The following is a 16,516-nucleotide window of genomic DNA, read 5'->3' as shown; positions in this document are numbered from 1 at the left end:
GACTACGGGGCCGGGCGGACCGACGATGCGGCCGCCCGACCCCGTGGTCGGTGCGTCAGCTGTGGTGCTGCGGCGACCTCAGCTGAAGAGGTACTTGCCGCAGACCGGCCACTGGCCGGCGCCCGAGCGGTTGTAGAGCTCCTGGGCACGCGCGGTCTGCTCGGAGGCCGACGCCTGCGACGGCAGCCCCGAGCCGCCGACCGCGCGCCACGTGCCGACCGAGAACTGGTACAGGCCGTAGTAGAGGCCGTTCGACGACACCGCGTTGACGCGGCCGCCCGACTCGCACCTGGCGAGCGCGGACCAGTTGAGGCCGGACGCCTTGCCGCCGCTCTTCGCGGGACGCGACGAGCCCGACGACGAGGTGGTCGAGTGGTGCGTCACCGTCGGCTGCGCCACCGGGCGCTCCTTGGTGCCGACCGCGAGGACCCGGTCGACCGGCTTCCTCGTCACGGCGGTCGAGACCTGGTGGCGCGCGGTGACCTTGCCGTCGACCGTCGTCACCTGCGTGACGGTCGTGCGCTCGCCCTTCGCGCCCTTCGCCACGACGGTCGTGATGCCGGTGTAGTGCGCGGGGTCCTTGCGCTTCGTCGTGTCGAACGCGATCGCCTTGTGCGTCGTCACCTGGTCGATGCTCACCCGGTTGACGATCACCTGGAGCGTGCCGTCGGCGGTGCGCTGCACGCTCACGCGGTCGAGCGGGCCGAGCGTGACGCCCTGCTCCGTGAGGACCTGCGAGACGCTCGCGTCAGCGTCGACCACGTCGACCGTGCGGCCGTCGACGACGATCTGCGCCGGGCCGTGCACGGTGAGGTCGAGCGCGAGCTCGGGGCGCCCGTTGGTCTGCGAGCGCGAGGCGACGAGCCGCACGTCCGCGTCGCGCGCGGCGAGCGTCTCGAGCGCGTCGTCGGCGGAGAGCGCCGTCGTCCAGACGGTGCGCTCCTGGCCGTCGAGCAGGACGGTCACCTGGTGGCCGTGCCGCACGACGACCTCGCTGCCGTCGCGCAGGCCGTCCGACGCGGTGACGGCGTCGTGCTCCCCGACGGTCACGTGGCGGTCGGCCAGGAGGCCGTGGACCGACCCGGCGAAGGTGTGCACGTGGCGCACGGTGCCGTCGACGTCGAGCGTGACGGACTTGTCGGCGTGCGCGTAGGCGGCGGTGCCGCCCGCGGCGACCAGCACGGCGGCGGTGGCGGCGACGGGCACGACCCGACGACCGGACCAGCGGTCCCGTCGCGTCGTGGTGGCGTGCGCCGCCCCGGTGGTGGGGGCGTCCTCGGCGTCGTTGCGGCGCGTGAAGGGACCGGTGAGTCGGGTCGTGAAGGGCACGAGGCTCCAGCCGTCGCAGGGCCCGGGCACGGGGTGCGGGGTGCGCTCGCGGCGTGCGGCGCCCGACGTCGCTCACGTGTGAGCCCAGGACGCCGGAGGGGGCGTCCCCGTCGGTTCCCGGATCCCGATCCGGCCGTCAGGGGCGGTCCGCTGTTCGAACCGTGCGTCCCCCGCTCGGCAGGTGCCCGTCACCGGGGGACGAGCGACCGTAACCGTTCCGTGATCTGACTGTCGAGCCGCGCACCCGCCGTCAGCCGCCCGCGGCGGCGCCCGTCGGGGCCCGATCAGGACGCCGGTCCAGGTCACGGCAGACGAATGACAAGTTCGTCACCCGATCGGGTGAATCGGGTCACATTGGGTGGTCCGGCCGGTCAGTACCAGCCCTGCGAGCGCTGCCTCGCGTCGGCCTGGCAGGGGGTGCCGTAGCGGTTCGCGATGTAGTTCAGGCCCCACGTGATCTGGGTCGCCGGGTTCGTGCGCCAGTCGGCGCCGGCCGACGCCATCTTCGAGCCGGGGAGCGCCTGCGGGATGCCGTACGCGCCCGAGGACTTGTTGCCGGCGTTGACGCGCCAGCCGCTCTCGCGGTTCCACAGCTCGACGAGGCACGCGAACTGCTGGTCGCCCCAACCGCGGGCCGCGGCGAGCTCCTTGCCGATCGCCTGGGCCGAGCCGGGGTCCACCTTGATGCTCGAGGGGTCGGGCATGACCATCGTGCCGACGTGCACCACCTGGTCGACGGGCGGCGTCGTGACGATCGACGCGAGCGCCGTGCGACCGACGACCACGCCGCCGACCACGTCGAGCTGGTACGTCGTGGTCCGCACACCCACCTTGCCGGGCGTGACGACGACCTTCTCGCCCTTGGCGATCCCCGGGTCGTCGATCTTGTCCGTGCCGAACGGCACGGCCTCCTTGACGGTGGTGCCGTCGGTCTTCGCGCGCGTCACCAGGACGACGAGCCCGTCGACGGCCGTCGCGTCGAGCGGGACCGACAGCTGGTCGCCCTCTTCGAGCACCAGGCCGATGTCGCGCAGCGCGTCGCGCACGCTCTCGCCGCTCGAGACGCCGTCGATCACCTGGCCGTCGACCACGAGGTGGATCGTCTTCTGGGTCGAGACGCGCAGCATGTCGCGCCCCAGCGGCGCCGAGCGCGAGGCCGAGAGACGCGCGTCGCGCTGCCGGATGCCGAGGTCGTCGACCGCCTCGCCGACCGTGAGCGCGGTGGTCCAGATCTTCTTCTGCGTGCCGTCGACCTGGACCTCGATGCTGCGCCCGTGCCGCACCACGATCTCGCCGTGGTTGGCGACCGCGTCCTCGACGTCGGGCGCGACGAGGTCGCGGTCCCCCACGTGCACGCCCGCACCGGCGAGCACGTCGCCGACCGTGCGCCCGAACGCCTCGACGTGCTGCGTGTGCCCGTCGACGTCGACCGTGACGTCCTTGTGCAGGACCGCGAACGCGCTGGTGGCGCCGGCGACGACCGCGAGGACGGCGGCCTGGGCGGTCAGGCGGACGACCCGGCGCCGCGAAGCCCGCACGGGGCTGGCGGTCGCGTCGGTCGTCACGGGCAGCGTCCTTCCACCAGGGAGTACCAGGTCGATTCGGCCGCGCGCGGCCCGGTCTTGAGCGGTGTCGACGAGCCCACCCTCTCGGACGACCGTCCGACCGTAACCGATCCGTGATGATCCGTCATAGCCGAACGTCCCTCGTCCGGGCGCTCCCTCACCAGTCGCCGTACACCGCGCGTGACGTCGCGTCGATCGCCGCGCACACCTCGTCGAGCGCGCGTCCCTGCACGTCGGCGACGGTGCGGACGGTGCCGGGCAGCAGGTACGGCGCGTTCGGGCGGCCGCGGAACGGGTGGACCGTGAGGTACGGCGCGTCCGTCTCGACCAGCAGCAGCGAGGGCGGCACCTCGCGGAGCGCGGCGCGCACCTCGTCGTTCGCGCGGAACGAGACCGGCCCGGCGAACGAGAGGTACCAGCCGTGCTCGACTGCCAGCCGGGCGAGCTCCGCGTCACCCGAGAAGCAGTGGAACACGGTGCGGTCGGGCGCGCCGTCGGCCAGCAGGACGTCGACGACCTCGCCGTGCGCGTCGCGGTCGTGGATCTGCAGCGCGAGGCCGAGCTCCTTGGCGAGCGCGACGTGGGACCGGAACGCGTCGCGCTGGACCTCGCGGCCGCGCGGACCGGCCCGGAAGTGGTCGAGACCCGTCTCGCCGATCGCGCGGATGCGCGGGTTCGCCCGGGCGGTCGCGGCGACGCGGGCGAGCGCCTCGTCGAGCGGGACGTCGTGGCGCGGCTGCGGGTCGGGGTCGAGGCCGTCGGGCGCGACCTCGCGGACGCCGGCGTGCAGCACGGCCTCGTTGGGGTGGATCGCGACCGCGCCGAGCAGCCGCGCGTCCTCGCGCACCACGGCGTCGGTCCACGCGACCGCGTCGAGGTCGCACCCCACCTGGACCATCCGCGGGACGCCGACGGCCGCGGCGCGCTCGAGCTGCTCGGTGAGGCCGACGAGGCGGGGCTCTGCGGGGGGCTCGGCGGGGGTCTCAGCGGGGGGCTCGGCCGCGCCCGCGCCTGCGCCTGCCGGTGGCCCGTCCCAGCCGTCCGCGAGCCAGTCGACGACCGTGTCGAGGTGCGTGTGGTTGTCCACCACCGGGAGCGGCAGCGCCTCCGGCGGCGGCGGCCAGCCCGTCTCGCGGCGCTTGCCCATCAGCGGAGGCCGCCCATCAGCGGTGCCCGCCCATCAGCGGAGCCCGTCAGCGCGGACGCCGTCCGCCCGCCGGACGCGCCGGATGTCCGTCATGCGCGTCAGAGCCCCGCGTAACGGGCCAGCTCCTCCTCGACGATCGAGTCGTCGAGCTTCGTGAACACGGGCGTCGGCTTCGCGACCGGCGTGCCCGGCTTGACCGGGACGGGCGTCCACGCGGGCACGGCGGAGTAGTCGCCGGTGATCACCGGGTACGAGCGCGACGCATCGTCGAGGTCGGTGACCTCCTCGATGCGCGGCTGGGGTGCGAACGTGCCCGTGCCGCCCAGCACCTCGTGGACCTTCTGCGCCGAGTGCGGCAGGAACGGCGCGAGCAGGGTGTTCGCGTCCGACACGGCCTGCGCCGCGGTGTTGAGCACGGTCGCGAGCCGGTCGCGGTCGCTCGTCAGCTTCCACGGCTCCGTCTCGGAGATGTAGCGGTTCGCCTCCTGGACGACCCGCATCGCCTCGCCGATCGCCGCCTTGTGGCGGTGCGTGCCGACGAGCTCCCCGACGCGGCCGAACGCGGTCGTCGTCTCCGCCAGGAGCGCCTCGTCGACGCGCAGCCGCTGGGTCGCCGCCGGGATCTCGCCGAAGTTCTTGTGGATCATCGACGCCGTGCGGTTGACGAGGTTGCCCCAGCCCGCGACGAGCTCGTCGTTGGTGCGGCGCAGGAAGTCCGCCCACGTGAAGTCGGCGTCCTGGTTCTCGGGGCCGGCGACCGAGATGAAGTACCGCAGCGCGTCCGGCTGGTACCGGGCGAGCATGTCGCGGACGTAGATGACGATGCCGCGGCTCGACGCGAACTTGCGGCCCTCCATCGTCAGGAACTCGCTGCTGACGACCTCCGTCGGCAGCTGCAGGTCGCCGTACGGGCCGGGCGCGCCGCCCTTGGTGCCCTTGCCGTCGTAGCCCAGCAGCTCGGCGGGCCAGATCTGGCTGTGGAACGTGATGTTGTCCTTGCCCATGAAGTAGTACGACAGCGCGTCCTTGTCGTTCCACCACAGGCGCCACGCGTCGGGGTCGCCGCTGCGGCGCGCCCACTCGATCGACGCGGACAGGTAGCCGATCACCGCGTCGAACCAGACGTAGAGCCGCTTGTTCGGGTTCTCCTCCCAGCCGGCGAGCGGCACCGGGATGCCCCAGTCGATGTCGCGCGTCATGGCGCGCGGCCGCAGGTCGTCGAGCAGGTTCAGGCTGAAGTTGAGGACGTTCGGGCGCCAGTCGGTGCGCGTGCGCAGCCAGGCGTCGAGCGCGTCGACGAACGCGGGCAGGTCGAGGAAGAAGTGGGTGCTCTCGACGAACTTCGGCGTCTCGCCGTTGATGCGGCTGTGCGGGTTGATCAGGTCGATCGCGTCGAGCTGGTTGCCGCAGTTGTCGCACTGGTCGCCGCGCGCGCCGTCGTAGCCGCAGATCGGGCACGTGCCCTCGACGTAGCGGTCCGGCAGCGTGCGTCCCGTGCTCGGGCTGATCGCGCCCATGGTCGACTGCTCGACCATGTAGCCGTTCTTGTGCACCGTGCGGAACATCTCCTGGACGACGGCGTAGTGGTTGCGCGTCGTCGTCCTGGTGAACAGGTCGTACGAGAGTCCGAGCTGCGTCAGGTCCTCGACGATCACGCGGTTGTAGCGGTCCGCGAGCGCCTGCGGCGTCACGCCCTCCTTCTCCGCCTGCACGAGGATCGGCGTCCCGTGCTCGTCCGTGCCCGACACCATGAGCACGTCGTGGCCCGCCATGCGCATGTAGCGGGAGAAGACGTCCGACGGGACGCCGAAGCCGGCGACGTGACCGATGTGGCGGGGGCCGTTCGCGTAGGGCCAGGCGACGGCGGACAGGATGCGGGACATGCGCCGATCCTAGGTGGCGGGCACGGGCGGCCGGGGCGGCGTCGGTCGGGGCCGGACGCGGGGCCGGCGGGGGCGGGGCCGGCGGGGGCCGGCAGGTCGGCGGGGGCCGGCGGGGGCCGAGCATCGCGCCGGGCGTCAGCCGAACGTCAGCCGCACGATGCGGTCGTCGCCGGGCTTCGGCCGGCCGCGGCCGTCCGTGTTGTTCGTCAGGACCCAGAGCTCGCCGGACGGCGAGACCGCGACCGCGCGCAGGCGGCCGTACGTGCCGGTGAAGAACGCCTGTGGCGTGCCGACGCCCGTCGCCGTCAGCGGGACCCGCCACAGCCGCGCGCCGTGCAGCGCCGCGAGGTACACCGCGTCCGGCGTCACCGCGATGCCGCTCGGGCTCGCCTCGTCGGTGTGCCACTGCACGAGCGGGTCGTGGAACCGGCCGTCGTGCGCGATGCCCTCGACCGTCGGCCAGCCGTAGTTCGCGCCCTTGACGATGAGGTTCAGCTCGTCCCACGTGTCCTGGCCGAACTCCGAGGCGAACATGCGGCCGTCCGCGCTCCAGCCGATGCCCTGCACGTTGCGGTGCCCGTACGACCACACGGGCGATCCCGGGAAGGGGTTGTCGGGCGCGGGGTCGCCGTCGGGCGTGATGCGCAGGATCTTGCCGTTGAGGGTCGAGCGGTCCTGCGCGGTCGGGCGGTCGGTGGCGTCCCCCGTCGTGACGTAGAGGTAGCCGTCGGGGCCCACCGCGAGCCGGCCGCCGTCGTGGTTCGACGCCTTGTGGATGCCCGTGAGGATCGGCGTGAGCGCGCCGAGCGAGTGGCCGGTGAGCGTGCCGCGCAGCACGCGGTTGTCGCTGTCCGTCGTCGCGTACACCGCGATCTCGGCCTGGTCGCCGGTCGCGGGCGTCAGCACGGCGATGCCGAGCAGGCCGCCCTCGCCCTGGTGGACGACGGTACGGCGGAGCTGGTCGGCCCCCGCACCGGTGATCGGGGTCGTCGTGCCGTCGGGCGCGACGTCGATGATCCGGGCGTCGTCACGCAGCGTGACGAGCGCGTCGCCCTGCGGCAGGAACGCGATCCCCCAGGGGACGGAGAGCCCGGTGACGACGTCCTGCGCGCCCGTGGGGGTGCCGGTCGGGCCGGAGCTCGGGGTCGCCGGGGTGGTCGGCGCGGACGTGGCGGGGGTCGTCGTCGCGGGGGCGGCCGGCGTGGTGGCGGGCGGCGCGGTGGCGGGCGTGGTCGTCGCGGACGACGAACCGCCGCTGGTGCAGCCAGCCACCGCCAGCGCCACCGCCGCGAGGGCGACGGCGGCCTGCGCGGCCGTGGTGGTCGGTCCGAGGTGGCGCGTTCTGCGGCGCATGCCCCAGCGGACCACGCTCCGGTGCGCGGCGCCACCACGGCGTGCGACGCTGACGTCATGGCACGCGCCCTGCTCGTCGTCGACGTCCAGCCCACGTTCTGCGAGGGGGGCGCGCTCGCGGTCGAGGGCGGCAACGCCGTGGCCGAGGCGATCGCGCGGTACGCGGCGGCAAACCGCGGCGCGTACGACCTGGTGGTCACGACGCAGGACTGGCACGTCGACCCCGGCGCGCACTTCTCGGACCACCCGGACTTCGTCGACACCTGGCCGCCGCACGGCGTCGCCGGCACCGCCGAGGCCGAGCTGCACCCCGCGCTCGCCGACCTCGCGCCGGACGCGAGCGTCAAGAAGGGCGCCTACGCCGCCGCGTACTCGGGCTTCGAGGGCGTCGACCCCGCGGGCCGCGACCTCGAGGAGATCCTGCGGTCCGCCGACGTCACCGACGTCGACGTCGTCGGCATCGCCGAGTCGCACTGCGTGCGGGCCACGGCGCTCGACGCGCACGCCGCAGGGCTGCGCACGCGGGTCCTCACCGACCTCACGGTCCCGGTCACCCCGGGGCTGGGCGCCGCGGCCCGCCAGGAGCTCGCCGCCGCGGGCGTCGAGCTCCTGCCGTCGACCGCCGCCTGACGGCAGCCGGCCGGCTGGCCGGCGTGCACCGGGGCCGGGCCGCGCGCACCGAGGCCCGACGCCGGCCAGTGAGGCTCGAGACCCGCCTGGTGCAGAGCCCCTCCGCCCGTGCTCCACCGAGCGCGGTGCGAGATGTGCGGTCGAGCGCCGACCCGCAGCGCGTCGAGGGTCGAGCACGCTCATGCCCGGCGGTCACCCGCACCATTCGCACGCGACGCGCGGCGCACGTCCGCCGCACCCGAGGTCGCGGCGACCAATCGCGTCACCTCGTCCACCAGGTGCTCGACCCCGTGCACCGCGTCCTCGAAGGCGTAGCGCAGTACCGGGTGGCCGGCGAGCTCGAGCCGCCGATCACGCCGGCGGTCCTCCCGGAACGCGACCCGGTCCCCGTGGTACGCGAACCCGTCTGCCTCGACCACGATGTGCCGGTCGACGAGCAGATCGACCCGGCCGACGCCCGGGATCCGGACCTGTGGCTCCACGTCGAGGCCCGCCTCCACCAGGGCGACCCGCACGATCGACTCCTGGAACGACCCGCTACGCGCGTCCGCGAGCGCGAGCGCACGGCGGAACAGCGCAGCTCCGGCGCGCGGGCTCTGCGCGGCGAGGTCGACGCGACGCACCAGGCCGCGTGCAAGGGCGGCGTCGACCGCTGCGACGAGGTCGGGGAGCTGCAGGCATCGGGCCGCGTGGCCCAATGCGACAGCCGGCGGCACCACGAGACCGTCGGCGTGGGCCTGAGCGGTCCAGTGCAGCCGGACGGTCGACGGCAGCAGTCCTCGCCGAGGCGCGCCGCGATGGGTGTCGATGGCGACGTGGTGCTGACCGGGTGGCGACCGAAGCGGGAGCCCGTACCGCAGCAGGGCCGAGACGCAGGTGACGGCGCCACGCGCTCGCACGGCAGCGACGAGCTCCGGTGGGGCGCCAAGGATCGCAACGCAGCCGTGGCCGACCGCCGCGACGGCTCCCCGTTCGCGCGCTCTGCTCAACGCGCGCCGGGCGACTCCCCGCCGCAGCAGGTCGCCGGTCCGCGCCACACCGCCGAGGTCGCGGAGGTGACTGACGACGTCGTACGCATCCATCCGCCGAGCCTCGGGCCCAGCCGTGAGGCGCTGCGGCCGCGGGGCCGTGCTGTGGACGCGCACCCGGCCGGGCGCGCCTGTGGGCGGTCGGCGGGTGCGCGTGCGCACGGTGCGGTCGAGCCCGTTCGGTCGGGCCGGAAGGTCCCCGACACGCCGCGCCCGACCCGTTCGCCCGCACCTGTCGCACGCCGTGGGTCCAGCCGACTGGCCGTCCACGAGGTCAGCCGCCGACCGGGACGCCCGGGCCCGCCGACAGGCGGGTCAGCTCGGCGTACGCGCCGTCGGCGGCCAGCAGGTCGGCGTGCGTGCCGAGCTCCACAAGCCGGCCGTGCCGGAGCACCGCGATGCGGTCAGCGCCGCGGATGGTCGACAGCCGGTGCGCCACGACGAACGTGGTGCGGCCGCGCATCAGCCGGGCGAGCGCCTCCTGCACCAGCCGCTCGGACGCCGTGTCGAGCGCCGAGGTCGCCTCGTCGAGGACCAGCACGCGCGGGTCGCGGATCAGCGCCCGCGCGATCGCGAGCCGCTGCCGCTGCCCGCCCGACAGCCGCGCCCCGCGCTCGCCGATCAGCGCGTCGAGGCCGCCCATCTCCTCGACGAACTCGAGCGCGTTGGCGTCGCGCAGCGCCGCCAGCACCGCCGCGTCGGAGTGGTCGCGCGACCCGTAGGTGACGTTGTCGCGCACCGTGCCCTCGAACAGCAGCGACTCCTGCGGCACCACGGCGAGGAACCGGCGGTACGTGCGCAGGTCCAGCTCGACGAGGTCGCGGCCGTCGAGCACGATGCGGCCGGCGGTCGGCGTCAGGAAGCCGATCACCAGGTTGAGCACGGTCGACTTGCCGGAGCCCGACGGGCCCACGAGCGCGATCGTCTCGCCGGCCCGCACGTGCAGGTCGAGGCCGTCGACCGCGGACTCGTCGGGGGCGTCGGCGTAGGCGAACGAGACCGCCTCGAAGTCGAGCTGCCCCTCGACCGCCCCGACCTCGGCCTTGCCCGCGTTGCGCTCGAGGTCCGGCGACGTCAGCACCTCGCCCATCGACCGCACCGACTCGAGGCCCTTCGTGACGATCGGCGCCATGCTCATCAGTGCGGTCACGGCGCCGGTCAGCGCCACGAAGTACGACGACAGCATCGTGACGTCGCCCGCGGTCATGCCGAACCGGCCGCTCCACGCGACCCACGCCGCACCGATGAGGCACCCGACCGACAGCAGCTGCATCAGGATCCACGACAGCGCGCCGAACCAGCCGTTCGTCACGTCGAGCCGGAACCCGGCCTGACGCACGCCGACCAGCGTCGCGTCCATGCGCGAGAGCTCGTCGCGCTCGAGCGCGTGCGCGCGCGTGATCGGGATCAGGTGCGTCATCTCGGAGACGCGGGCGGACATGTGCTCGACCTCGGTGCGGTACGCCGCGTTGCGCGCCGACATGCGCCGCCGCATCGACACGACGAGCGCCGCGGCGGCCGGCACCGCGAGCGCGTACACCGGCAGGAACTCCGGGACGCGGAAGGCGGTGATGACGACCGCGCCGACCAGCGTGGTGGCGGCCGCCATCCCGGTGTCGAACGCCTGCCGGCAGCTCTCGACGACGTTCTCGACGTCGCGCACGATCTTCGTCTGGAGCATGCCCGCCGAGGTGCGGCGGTGGTAGCCGATCGACAACTCCTGCAGCCGGCGCGCGAGCGCCATGCGGAGGTTCGTCTCGACGGTGCGCACCGCGCGCGACAGCGAGCGGACGTAGAGCTGGTGCAGAGGCAGGTTCTGGACGATGAACAGCGCCATCAGCACCGCGGTGACCCACAGCTCGCGCAGCGGCCGGTGGTCGACGACGACGTCGATGACGTTCGCCGTGAGCAACGGGATCACCCAGACCGGCGAGTGCTTGACGACGAACGCCGCCGTCGCGACGCCGACGTTGCGGCGCTGGCCGCGGAACAGCCCGGTGAGCGTGCGGACCGGGTGCGCGCCGTCGTACGTGTCCTCGAGGAGCGGGGCCGTCGTCACGCGGTGATCGTAACGATTCGACGATGCCGCGTCAGCGCTGCCGCGCGGCGAGCGCCGCCGCGTACAGCTCCCGCTTCGAGACCCCTGCGGCCTCCGCGACGTCACCCACGACGTCCTTGAGGCGCTCCCCCGCGTCGGCCCGCGCGAGCACCTCCGTCACGACGTCGCCCACGGTCGCCGCAGCCCGTGCCGCACCGCCCACCACCACGACGATCTCGCCGCGCACCTCGCCGTCCGAGGCCCAGCCGACGAGCTCGCCGAGGGCGCCGCGCCGCACCTCCTCGTAGGTCTTGGTGAGCTCGCGGCACACCGCGGCGGGGCGGTCCGCGCCGAACGCGTCGGACATCGCGCCCAACAGCTCCGCGAGCCGGTGCGGCGCCTCGAAGAACACCATCGTGCGGCGCTCGTCCGCGAGCGCCGCGAGGGCGCGCGCCCGCTCGCCCGGCCGGCGCGGCGGGAAGCCCTCGAAGCAGAACCGGTCGGTGGGCAGGCCGGACAGCGCGAGCGCGGTCAGCACGGCGCTCGGCCCGGGGGCCGCCGTGACCGTGAGCCCTGCCTCGACGGCGGCCGTCACCACGCGGAAACCCGGGTCGGAGACGGCGGGCATGCCCGCGTCCGTGACGACCACGACGGTGCCCCCGCTCGCGACGACCTCGAGCAGCTCGGCGGAGCGCGCGGCCTCGTTGTGCTCGTGGTGGCTGACGACGCGTCCGCCGATCGTGACGCCCAGCCGCGCCGCGAGGGCGCGCAGGCGCCGGGTGTCCTCGGCCGCGACGACGTCCGACTCCTCGAGCAGGCGGCGCAGGCGGGGCGAGGCGTCCTCGGCGTTGCCGATCGGCGTCGCGGCGAGCACGAGCCGCCCGGCGGGCTGGGGGTTCGACATGCGGCAAGCGTCCCACCTGGCCGCGAACGGTCGAGCCGCCGGCACCCGACCGCCGGCCGACCCCGCAGGGCGGGTGCCGCCGCGGCTCGAGCCACCCACAGCCCCGATCGATAACCGCGGTCTCCGTAACGTTCGGATGCCCCTCCCCGGCACAGCGCTCGCCCCTACCATGACCGGGTGCCGCCCACGCCCGACGACGTCGCGTCGAACCCGCCCTCGGGCCCCGTGCCCGGGGCTCCGGTCGCCACCGGCGACCGGGACCGTCCCGTCTTCGCACCGACGAGCGCCGGGCCCGACCCGGCCGCGCTCCAGCCCGAGCGGCCCGAGCCAGCGCCCGACGACCGTCCGACGCGCGCGCGGCGCGGCCGCTCCCCCGCCCCCGAACCGGGCGAGGACCCGGCCGAGCCGACCGCCACCCGCCTCCTGCGCCGCCTGCTCGGCGAGGCGACGCTCGCGCTCGACGCGACGCGCCGCGCGCGCGTGCTCGGGTGGCTCCTGCCGCTGGCCGTGACGGTGCTCGGCGGCGTGCTGCGGTTCTGGAACCTCGGCAACCCGCACCACCTCGTGTTCGACGAGACGTACTACGTCAAGGACGCGTACTCGCTGCTGCACCAGGGCTACGAGGCCAACTGGGAGAACGACCCGAACGCCAAGTTCGAGGCCGGCACCATGTCGGGCATCCTCACGACCGGCGAGTACGTGGTCCACCCGCAGGTCGGCAAGTGGATGATCGCGCTCGGCATGTGGCTCGGCGGCGGGCCGACGAGCTCGACCGCGTGGCGGCTCTCGGCCGCGGTGGTCGGCACCCTGTCCGTGCTGATGGTGGCGCGGATCGGCCGGCGCCTGTTCGCCTCGACGGCGCTGGGCACGGTGGCCGGCCTGCTGCTCGCGGTCGACGGCGAGGCGATCGTCCAGTCGCGCGTCAGCCTGCTGGACCCGTTCCTCATGTTCTTCGTGCTCGCCGCGTTCGGCGCGCTGCTGATCGACCGCGACCGCTCCCGGCGGCGGCTCGCGGACCGCGCAGCGGCCGTGCTCGACGCCGGCGGAGACCTCGCGGCCGGTCTCGGCCCGCGGCTCGGCTGGCGGTGGTGGCGGCTCGCGGCGGCCGTGCTGCTCGGCCTCGCGATCGGCACCAAGTGGTCCGGCATCTACTTCCTCGCCGTGTTCGGCGTGCTCAGCGTGCTGGGCGACATGCAGGCGCGACGCACCATCGGCGTGCGCCGGTGGTTCGAGGCCGGGGTCTTCCGCGACGGCATCGTCGCGGGCGTCAGCATGGTCGGCGTCGCCGCGCTCGTGTACCTCGGCTCGTGGTTCTCGTGGTTCACGCACCCCGACGCGTACCTGCGTCAGTGGGCCGAGCAGAACCCCGGCCAGGGCGTCCAGTGGCTGCCCCGGTCGCTGCGGTCGCTGCTGCACTACCACGAGCAGATGTGGCAGTTCCACAACGGCCTCGACTCGCCGCACCCGTATGCCGCGCACCCGCTCGGCTGGATCGTCCAGTGGCGCCCGACGTCGATGTGGTACCCGACCAGCATCTCGAGCCTGTTCGGCGACCAGGCGCAGGCGGCGTGCGGCTCGGACAAGTGCTCGCAGGCGATCACCGCGATCGGCAACCCGCTCGTGTGGTGGGGCGCGACGGCGGCGATCGTCATCGCGGTGGTCTGGTTCCTGCGGACGCGGGACTGGCGTGCGGTCGCGGTCCTGTCGGGGATCGTCGCCGGGTGGCTGCCGTGGTTCGGCTACGCGCACCGCACGATCTTCACGTTCTACTCGGTCGCCTTCGTCCCGTGGGTCGTGCTGACGCTCACGTACGTGCTCGGGCTGGTGGTGGGTCCCCGCGACGGCGACCCACGGGCGAGGCGCATCGCCCTGACGTGCGTGTCGGTGTTCGTCGCGGCGGCCGTGGCGGTCGGCCTGTACTTCTACCCGATCTGGTCCGCGTGGACCGTGCCGTGGTCGTTCTGGCACTCGCACATGTGGTTCGAGAGCTGGGTCTAGGCCGCGAGGCGGCGGACGGCGCGGCGGGTCAGCGCTGCCAGTCCACCTGCGGGCTCGCGTACCAGCCGAGACCGAGCCGCTCCCAGAGCCGCGCGTGCGAGGCCACCCGCTCGCGGAAGTCGTCGAACGACCGGTCCGCCGCACCGGTCCACGCGACCTCGGCGACGGCCGCCAGGCGCGGCAGCAGCATGGTCGTCAGCGCGCGCAGGTCGCGCAGCGTCTCGGTCCAGATCGCGGCCTCGACACCCACCACCGCCTCCGCGGGCAGGCCGTCGATCAACGCGGTCGGCTCCCAGTCGTAGGCGTCGCGCAGCTCGATGTGTCCCGCCCACTCGAGCCCCAGCGCGGTGCTCGCGTCGTACTTCATGTCGAGGTACGCGTGCGACCCGGGCGACATGATGAAGCGCGCACCGGCGCGCGCCGCCGCGACGAACGCCGCCGGGTCGGCGCGCGGGTCCCAGAACTGCACGAGCGTGCCCGGCTCGACCGCCGCGTGCGCGATCTCCTGCCAGCCGATCACCTTCTTGCCGGCGGCACGCACCGCGGCTGCCGCCATGCCGACGAGCCGCGCGTACTCGTCGTGGTCCATCGTCAGCACCTCGTCGCCGCCGATGTGCACGTACTCGCCGGGCGTCATGGCCGCGACGTCGGCGAACACCGCGTCGAGGAACGGGCGCGTGGCCGGCAGGTCCGCGTGCAGCCGGCTGAAGCCGACCTCGATGCCCGTGTACTCGTCCGTCGGCCGGCCGTCCGGGTTGAGTTCGCCGTAGGCGTGCGTCGCGGCGTTGACGTGGCCGGGCACGTCGATCTCGGGCACGACGCGCACGCCGCGCGCCGCCGCGTACGCCACGAGGTCCGCGTAGTCGTCGGCCGAGTAGAACCCGCCGCGGTCGCCGCCGACCGCCGAGGCGGACGAGCGGCGTGTGAGCTCGGGGCGCGAGCGCACGTGGAGCCGCCAGCCCTGGTCGTCCGTGAGGTGCAGGTGCAGCACGTTCAGCTTGTAGTGCGACATCAGCGCGATCACGGTCTTGAGGTCGGGCACCGTGACGAAGTGCCGCGCGACGTCGATCGACAGGCCACGCCACGCGAACCGCGGCCGGTCGGCGACGCGCACCGCGGGCACGGCGCCGTCGTCGTCCATGAGCTGGCGCAGCGTGACCAGGCCGCGCACCAGGCCGGACGGGCGCGCCGCCTCGATCTGCACGCGGCGCGCGCGGACGGTCAGCCGGTACGCCTCGTCGTCGAGGTCGTCGGCGATCGTCAGCCGCACCGCACCCGGCTCGTCCCGGCCGGCGTGCCGCACGGGGATCGGGCTTCCGGTGACGCGACCGATCAGGTCGGCGGCGAGCACCGCCACCTGGACCAGGTCGGGCCGGCCGTCGACGTCGACGGTCGTGTCCGGGCCCACCCGGTACGGCTCGCCCCCGAGCTCCTCGAGGCTGGCGGGGCGGGGGACGACAGCGTGCAACGGTGCTCCTCGGGCGACGGCTTCACCAGGTGGACGAACGGTGACGAACGCCCGGGAGCACGCTACTCGACGGTCCGGGCGAGACGGCGCGCCAGGACCGCGCACGTCGCGAGCTGCAGCTGGTGGAACGCGATCACGGGCAGCGCGACGCTCGCGGCGACGGCCGGCGCGAACAGCACGGAGGCCATCGGCAGACCCGTGGCCAGGCTCTTCTTCGACCCGCACATCAGCAGCGCGATCCGCTGCGGCCTGCCCAGCCCGAGCCGCCCGCCGCCGGTCCAGGTCAGCGCCAGCATGGCCACGAGCATCACCGCGCAGACGACGAGCAGCGTCAGCACCACGACCAGCGTGACGTCGTCCCACGCGCCCGACGTCGAGGCCTCGCTCACCGACGCGTACGCGACCAGCAGGATCGTCGTCCGGTCCGTGATCCGCGTCAGGTGCGCGTGCCCCCGCACCCAGCCACCGATCCACGGCTGGACGACCTGGCCCACCGCGAACGGGAGCAGCAGCTGCAGCAGGATCTGCGGCACCGAGCCCGCGAGCGAGCTGCCGCCCGTCCCACCGATCAGCAGCCCCGCGAGCAGCGGCGTCAGCAGGACGCCCGTGACGTTGGAGACGGTCGCGCCGGTGATGGCCGCCGCGACGTCCCCGTGCGCGATCGACGTGAACACCACGGACGACTGCACCGTCGACGGCAGCACGGAGAGGAACAGCAGGCCGGTGCGCAGGTCGGGTGCGAGCACCGAGTCCGGCAGCAGCTGCACGAGCAGGCCGAGGACCGGGAACGCGACGTAGGTCGCGGCGAGCATCGACCCCTGCACGCGCCAGCTGCGCAGCCCGTCCCACACCTCGCGCGTCGGCATGCGCGCGCCGTAGAGGAAGAACAGCAGGACGATCGCGGCCGTCTCGAGGCCGTGCACCACGGTCGCCGCGCCGCCGGACGCAGGGAGCACGAGGCCCAGCACGAGGACCGTCAGGATCATGACGACGAGCGGGTCGATCCACGCGCGGACCGCGGCCCAGCGCGAGCCCGCGGCAGCCGTGCCGGGGTCGTCGCTCAGGTCGGCGCCTGGGCTCAGGTCGTCGGGGCGCAGGTCGTCGGGCACGCGGCCATCCTCGCAGCGGCCGCGCGCTGCACCCGTCGCGACGCGGCTGGGCAACGCGGCCGCA

General features: G+C 74.2%; 12 protein-coding genes and 1 pseudogene. 2 read left to right on the top strand and 11 right to left on the bottom strand.

What is annotated here, in order from left to right; genetic code table 11:
- Positions 1-78 precede the first annotated feature (78 nt).
- From QRT04_RS11505 to QRT04_RS11485, 5 genes are all read right to left on the bottom strand, one after another.
- Positions 79-1,329: a resuscitation-promoting factor gene (locus tag QRT04_RS11505; RefSeq protein ID WP_289455392.1), complete on the bottom strand. Its 1,251-nt coding sequence runs from the start codon at positions 1,327-1,329 to the stop codon at positions 79-81.
- 371 nt (positions 1,330-1,700) lie between these two features.
- Entirely contained in the window at positions 1,701-2,894 is a 1,194-nt protein-coding gene (locus QRT04_RS11500; RefSeq protein WP_289455391.1) for an aggregation-promoting factor C-terminal-like domain-containing protein, read from the bottom strand.
- 157 nt (positions 2,895-3,051) lie between these two features.
- On the bottom strand, positions 3,052-4,041 hold the full coding sequence (locus QRT04_RS11495) for a TatD family hydrolase (protein WP_289455390.1): 990 nt from the start codon (positions 4,039-4,041) through the stop codon (positions 3,052-3,054).
- Between the two features lie 98 nt (positions 4,042-4,139).
- The gene (gene metG / locus QRT04_RS11490; RefSeq protein WP_289455389.1) at positions 4,140-5,924 is read right to left on the bottom strand and encodes a methionine--tRNA ligase; all 1,785 of its coding nucleotides are present in this window, start codon (positions 5,922-5,924) and stop codon (positions 4,140-4,142) included.
- 135 nt (positions 5,925-6,059) lie between these two features.
- A complete protein-coding gene (locus QRT04_RS11485; protein WP_289455388.1) occupies positions 6,060-7,277 on the bottom strand; it encodes a PQQ-dependent sugar dehydrogenase in 1,218 nt (405 codons plus the stop codon).
- A gap of 57 nt (positions 7,278-7,334) precedes the next feature.
- On the opposite strand from QRT04_RS11485, the gene QRT04_RS11480 reads away from it, so the two are divergent.
- Complete coding sequence (locus tag QRT04_RS11480) at positions 7,335-7,907, top strand: isochorismatase family protein (RefSeq protein ID WP_289455387.1); 573 nt, start codon at positions 7,335-7,337, stop codon at positions 7,905-7,907.
- Between the two features lie 179 nt (positions 7,908-8,086).
- Here the strand turns inward: QRT04_RS11480 and QRT04_RS11475 are convergent, their stop codons facing one another.
- The 4 genes and pseudogenes from QRT04_RS11475 to rsmI form a co-directional block, all read right to left on the bottom strand.
- On the bottom strand, positions 8,087-8,623 hold the full coding sequence (locus tag QRT04_RS11475) for a DUF559 domain-containing protein (protein ID WP_289455385.1): 537 nt from the start codon (positions 8,621-8,623) through the stop codon (positions 8,087-8,089).
- Between the two features lie 231 nt (positions 8,624-8,854).
- Positions 8,855-8,989: pseudogene (locus QRT04_RS17215) on the bottom strand (type IV toxin-antitoxin system AbiEi family antitoxin domain-containing protein); the annotation flags it as partial.
- 220 nt (positions 8,990-9,209) lie between these two features.
- On the bottom strand, positions 9,210-10,994 hold the full coding sequence (locus tag QRT04_RS11470; RefSeq protein ID WP_289455383.1) for an ABC transporter ATP-binding protein: 1,785 nt from the start codon (positions 10,992-10,994) through the stop codon (positions 9,210-9,212).
- 31 nt (positions 10,995-11,025) lie between these two features.
- Positions 11,026-11,877: a 16S rRNA (cytidine(1402)-2'-O)-methyltransferase gene (gene rsmI, locus QRT04_RS11465; RefSeq protein WP_289455382.1), complete on the bottom strand. Its 852-nt coding sequence runs from the start codon at positions 11,875-11,877 to the stop codon at positions 11,026-11,028.
- Positions 11,878-12,054: 177 nt separating this feature from the next.
- On the opposite strand from rsmI, the gene QRT04_RS11460 reads away from it, so the two are divergent.
- Positions 12,055-13,875, top strand: coding sequence for a dolichyl-phosphate-mannose--protein mannosyltransferase (locus tag QRT04_RS11460; protein ID WP_289455380.1), 1,821 nt, complete (start codon positions 12,055-12,057; stop codon positions 13,873-13,875).
- A 28-nt stretch (positions 13,876-13,903) separates the two neighbouring features.
- Here the strand turns inward: QRT04_RS11460 and QRT04_RS11455 are convergent, their stop codons facing one another.
- Together QRT04_RS11455 and QRT04_RS11450 are read right to left on the bottom strand one after the other, a co-directional pair.
- On the bottom strand, positions 13,904-15,343 hold the full coding sequence (locus QRT04_RS11455; protein ID WP_289455379.1) for a family 20 glycosylhydrolase: 1,440 nt from the start codon (positions 15,341-15,343) through the stop codon (positions 13,904-13,906).
- A 62-nt stretch (positions 15,344-15,405) separates the two neighbouring features.
- Positions 15,406-16,452, bottom strand: a complete 1,047-nt coding sequence (locus QRT04_RS11450; protein ID WP_326522465.1) for a bile acid:sodium symporter family protein — start codon at positions 16,450-16,452, stop codon at positions 15,406-15,408.
- Positions 16,453-16,516 lie beyond the last annotated feature (64 nt).

The sequence above is a fragment of the Cellulomonas alba genome (assembly GCF_030362835.1).
Lineage (GTDB): Bacteria > Actinomycetota > Actinomycetes > Actinomycetales > Cellulomonadaceae > Cellulomonas > Cellulomonas alba.
Note: the sequence above shows the minus strand (reverse complement) of the source record. Positions and strands in the feature narration are given on the sequence as shown.

Bases quoted from the DNA above. Each gene is read 5' to 3' on its own strand.
- rsmI (WP_289455382.1), bottom strand. From the start codon at position 11,877: ATGTCGAACCCCCAGCCCGCCGGGCGGCTCGTGCTCGCCGCGACGCCG.
- QRT04_RS11485 (WP_289455388.1), bottom strand. From the start codon at position 7,277: ATGCGCCGCAGAACGCGCCACCTCGGACCGACCACCACGGCCGCGCAG.
- QRT04_RS11480 (WP_289455387.1), top strand. From the start codon at position 7,335: ATGGCACGCGCCCTGCTCGTCGTCGACGTCCAGCCCACGTTCTGCGAG.
- metG (WP_289455389.1), bottom strand. From the start codon at position 5,924: ATGTCCCGCATCCTGTCCGCCGTCGCCTGGCCCTACGCGAACGGCCCC.
- QRT04_RS11495 (WP_289455390.1), bottom strand. From the start codon at position 4,041: ATGGGCAAGCGCCGCGAGACGGGCTGGCCGCCGCCGCCGGAGGCGCTG.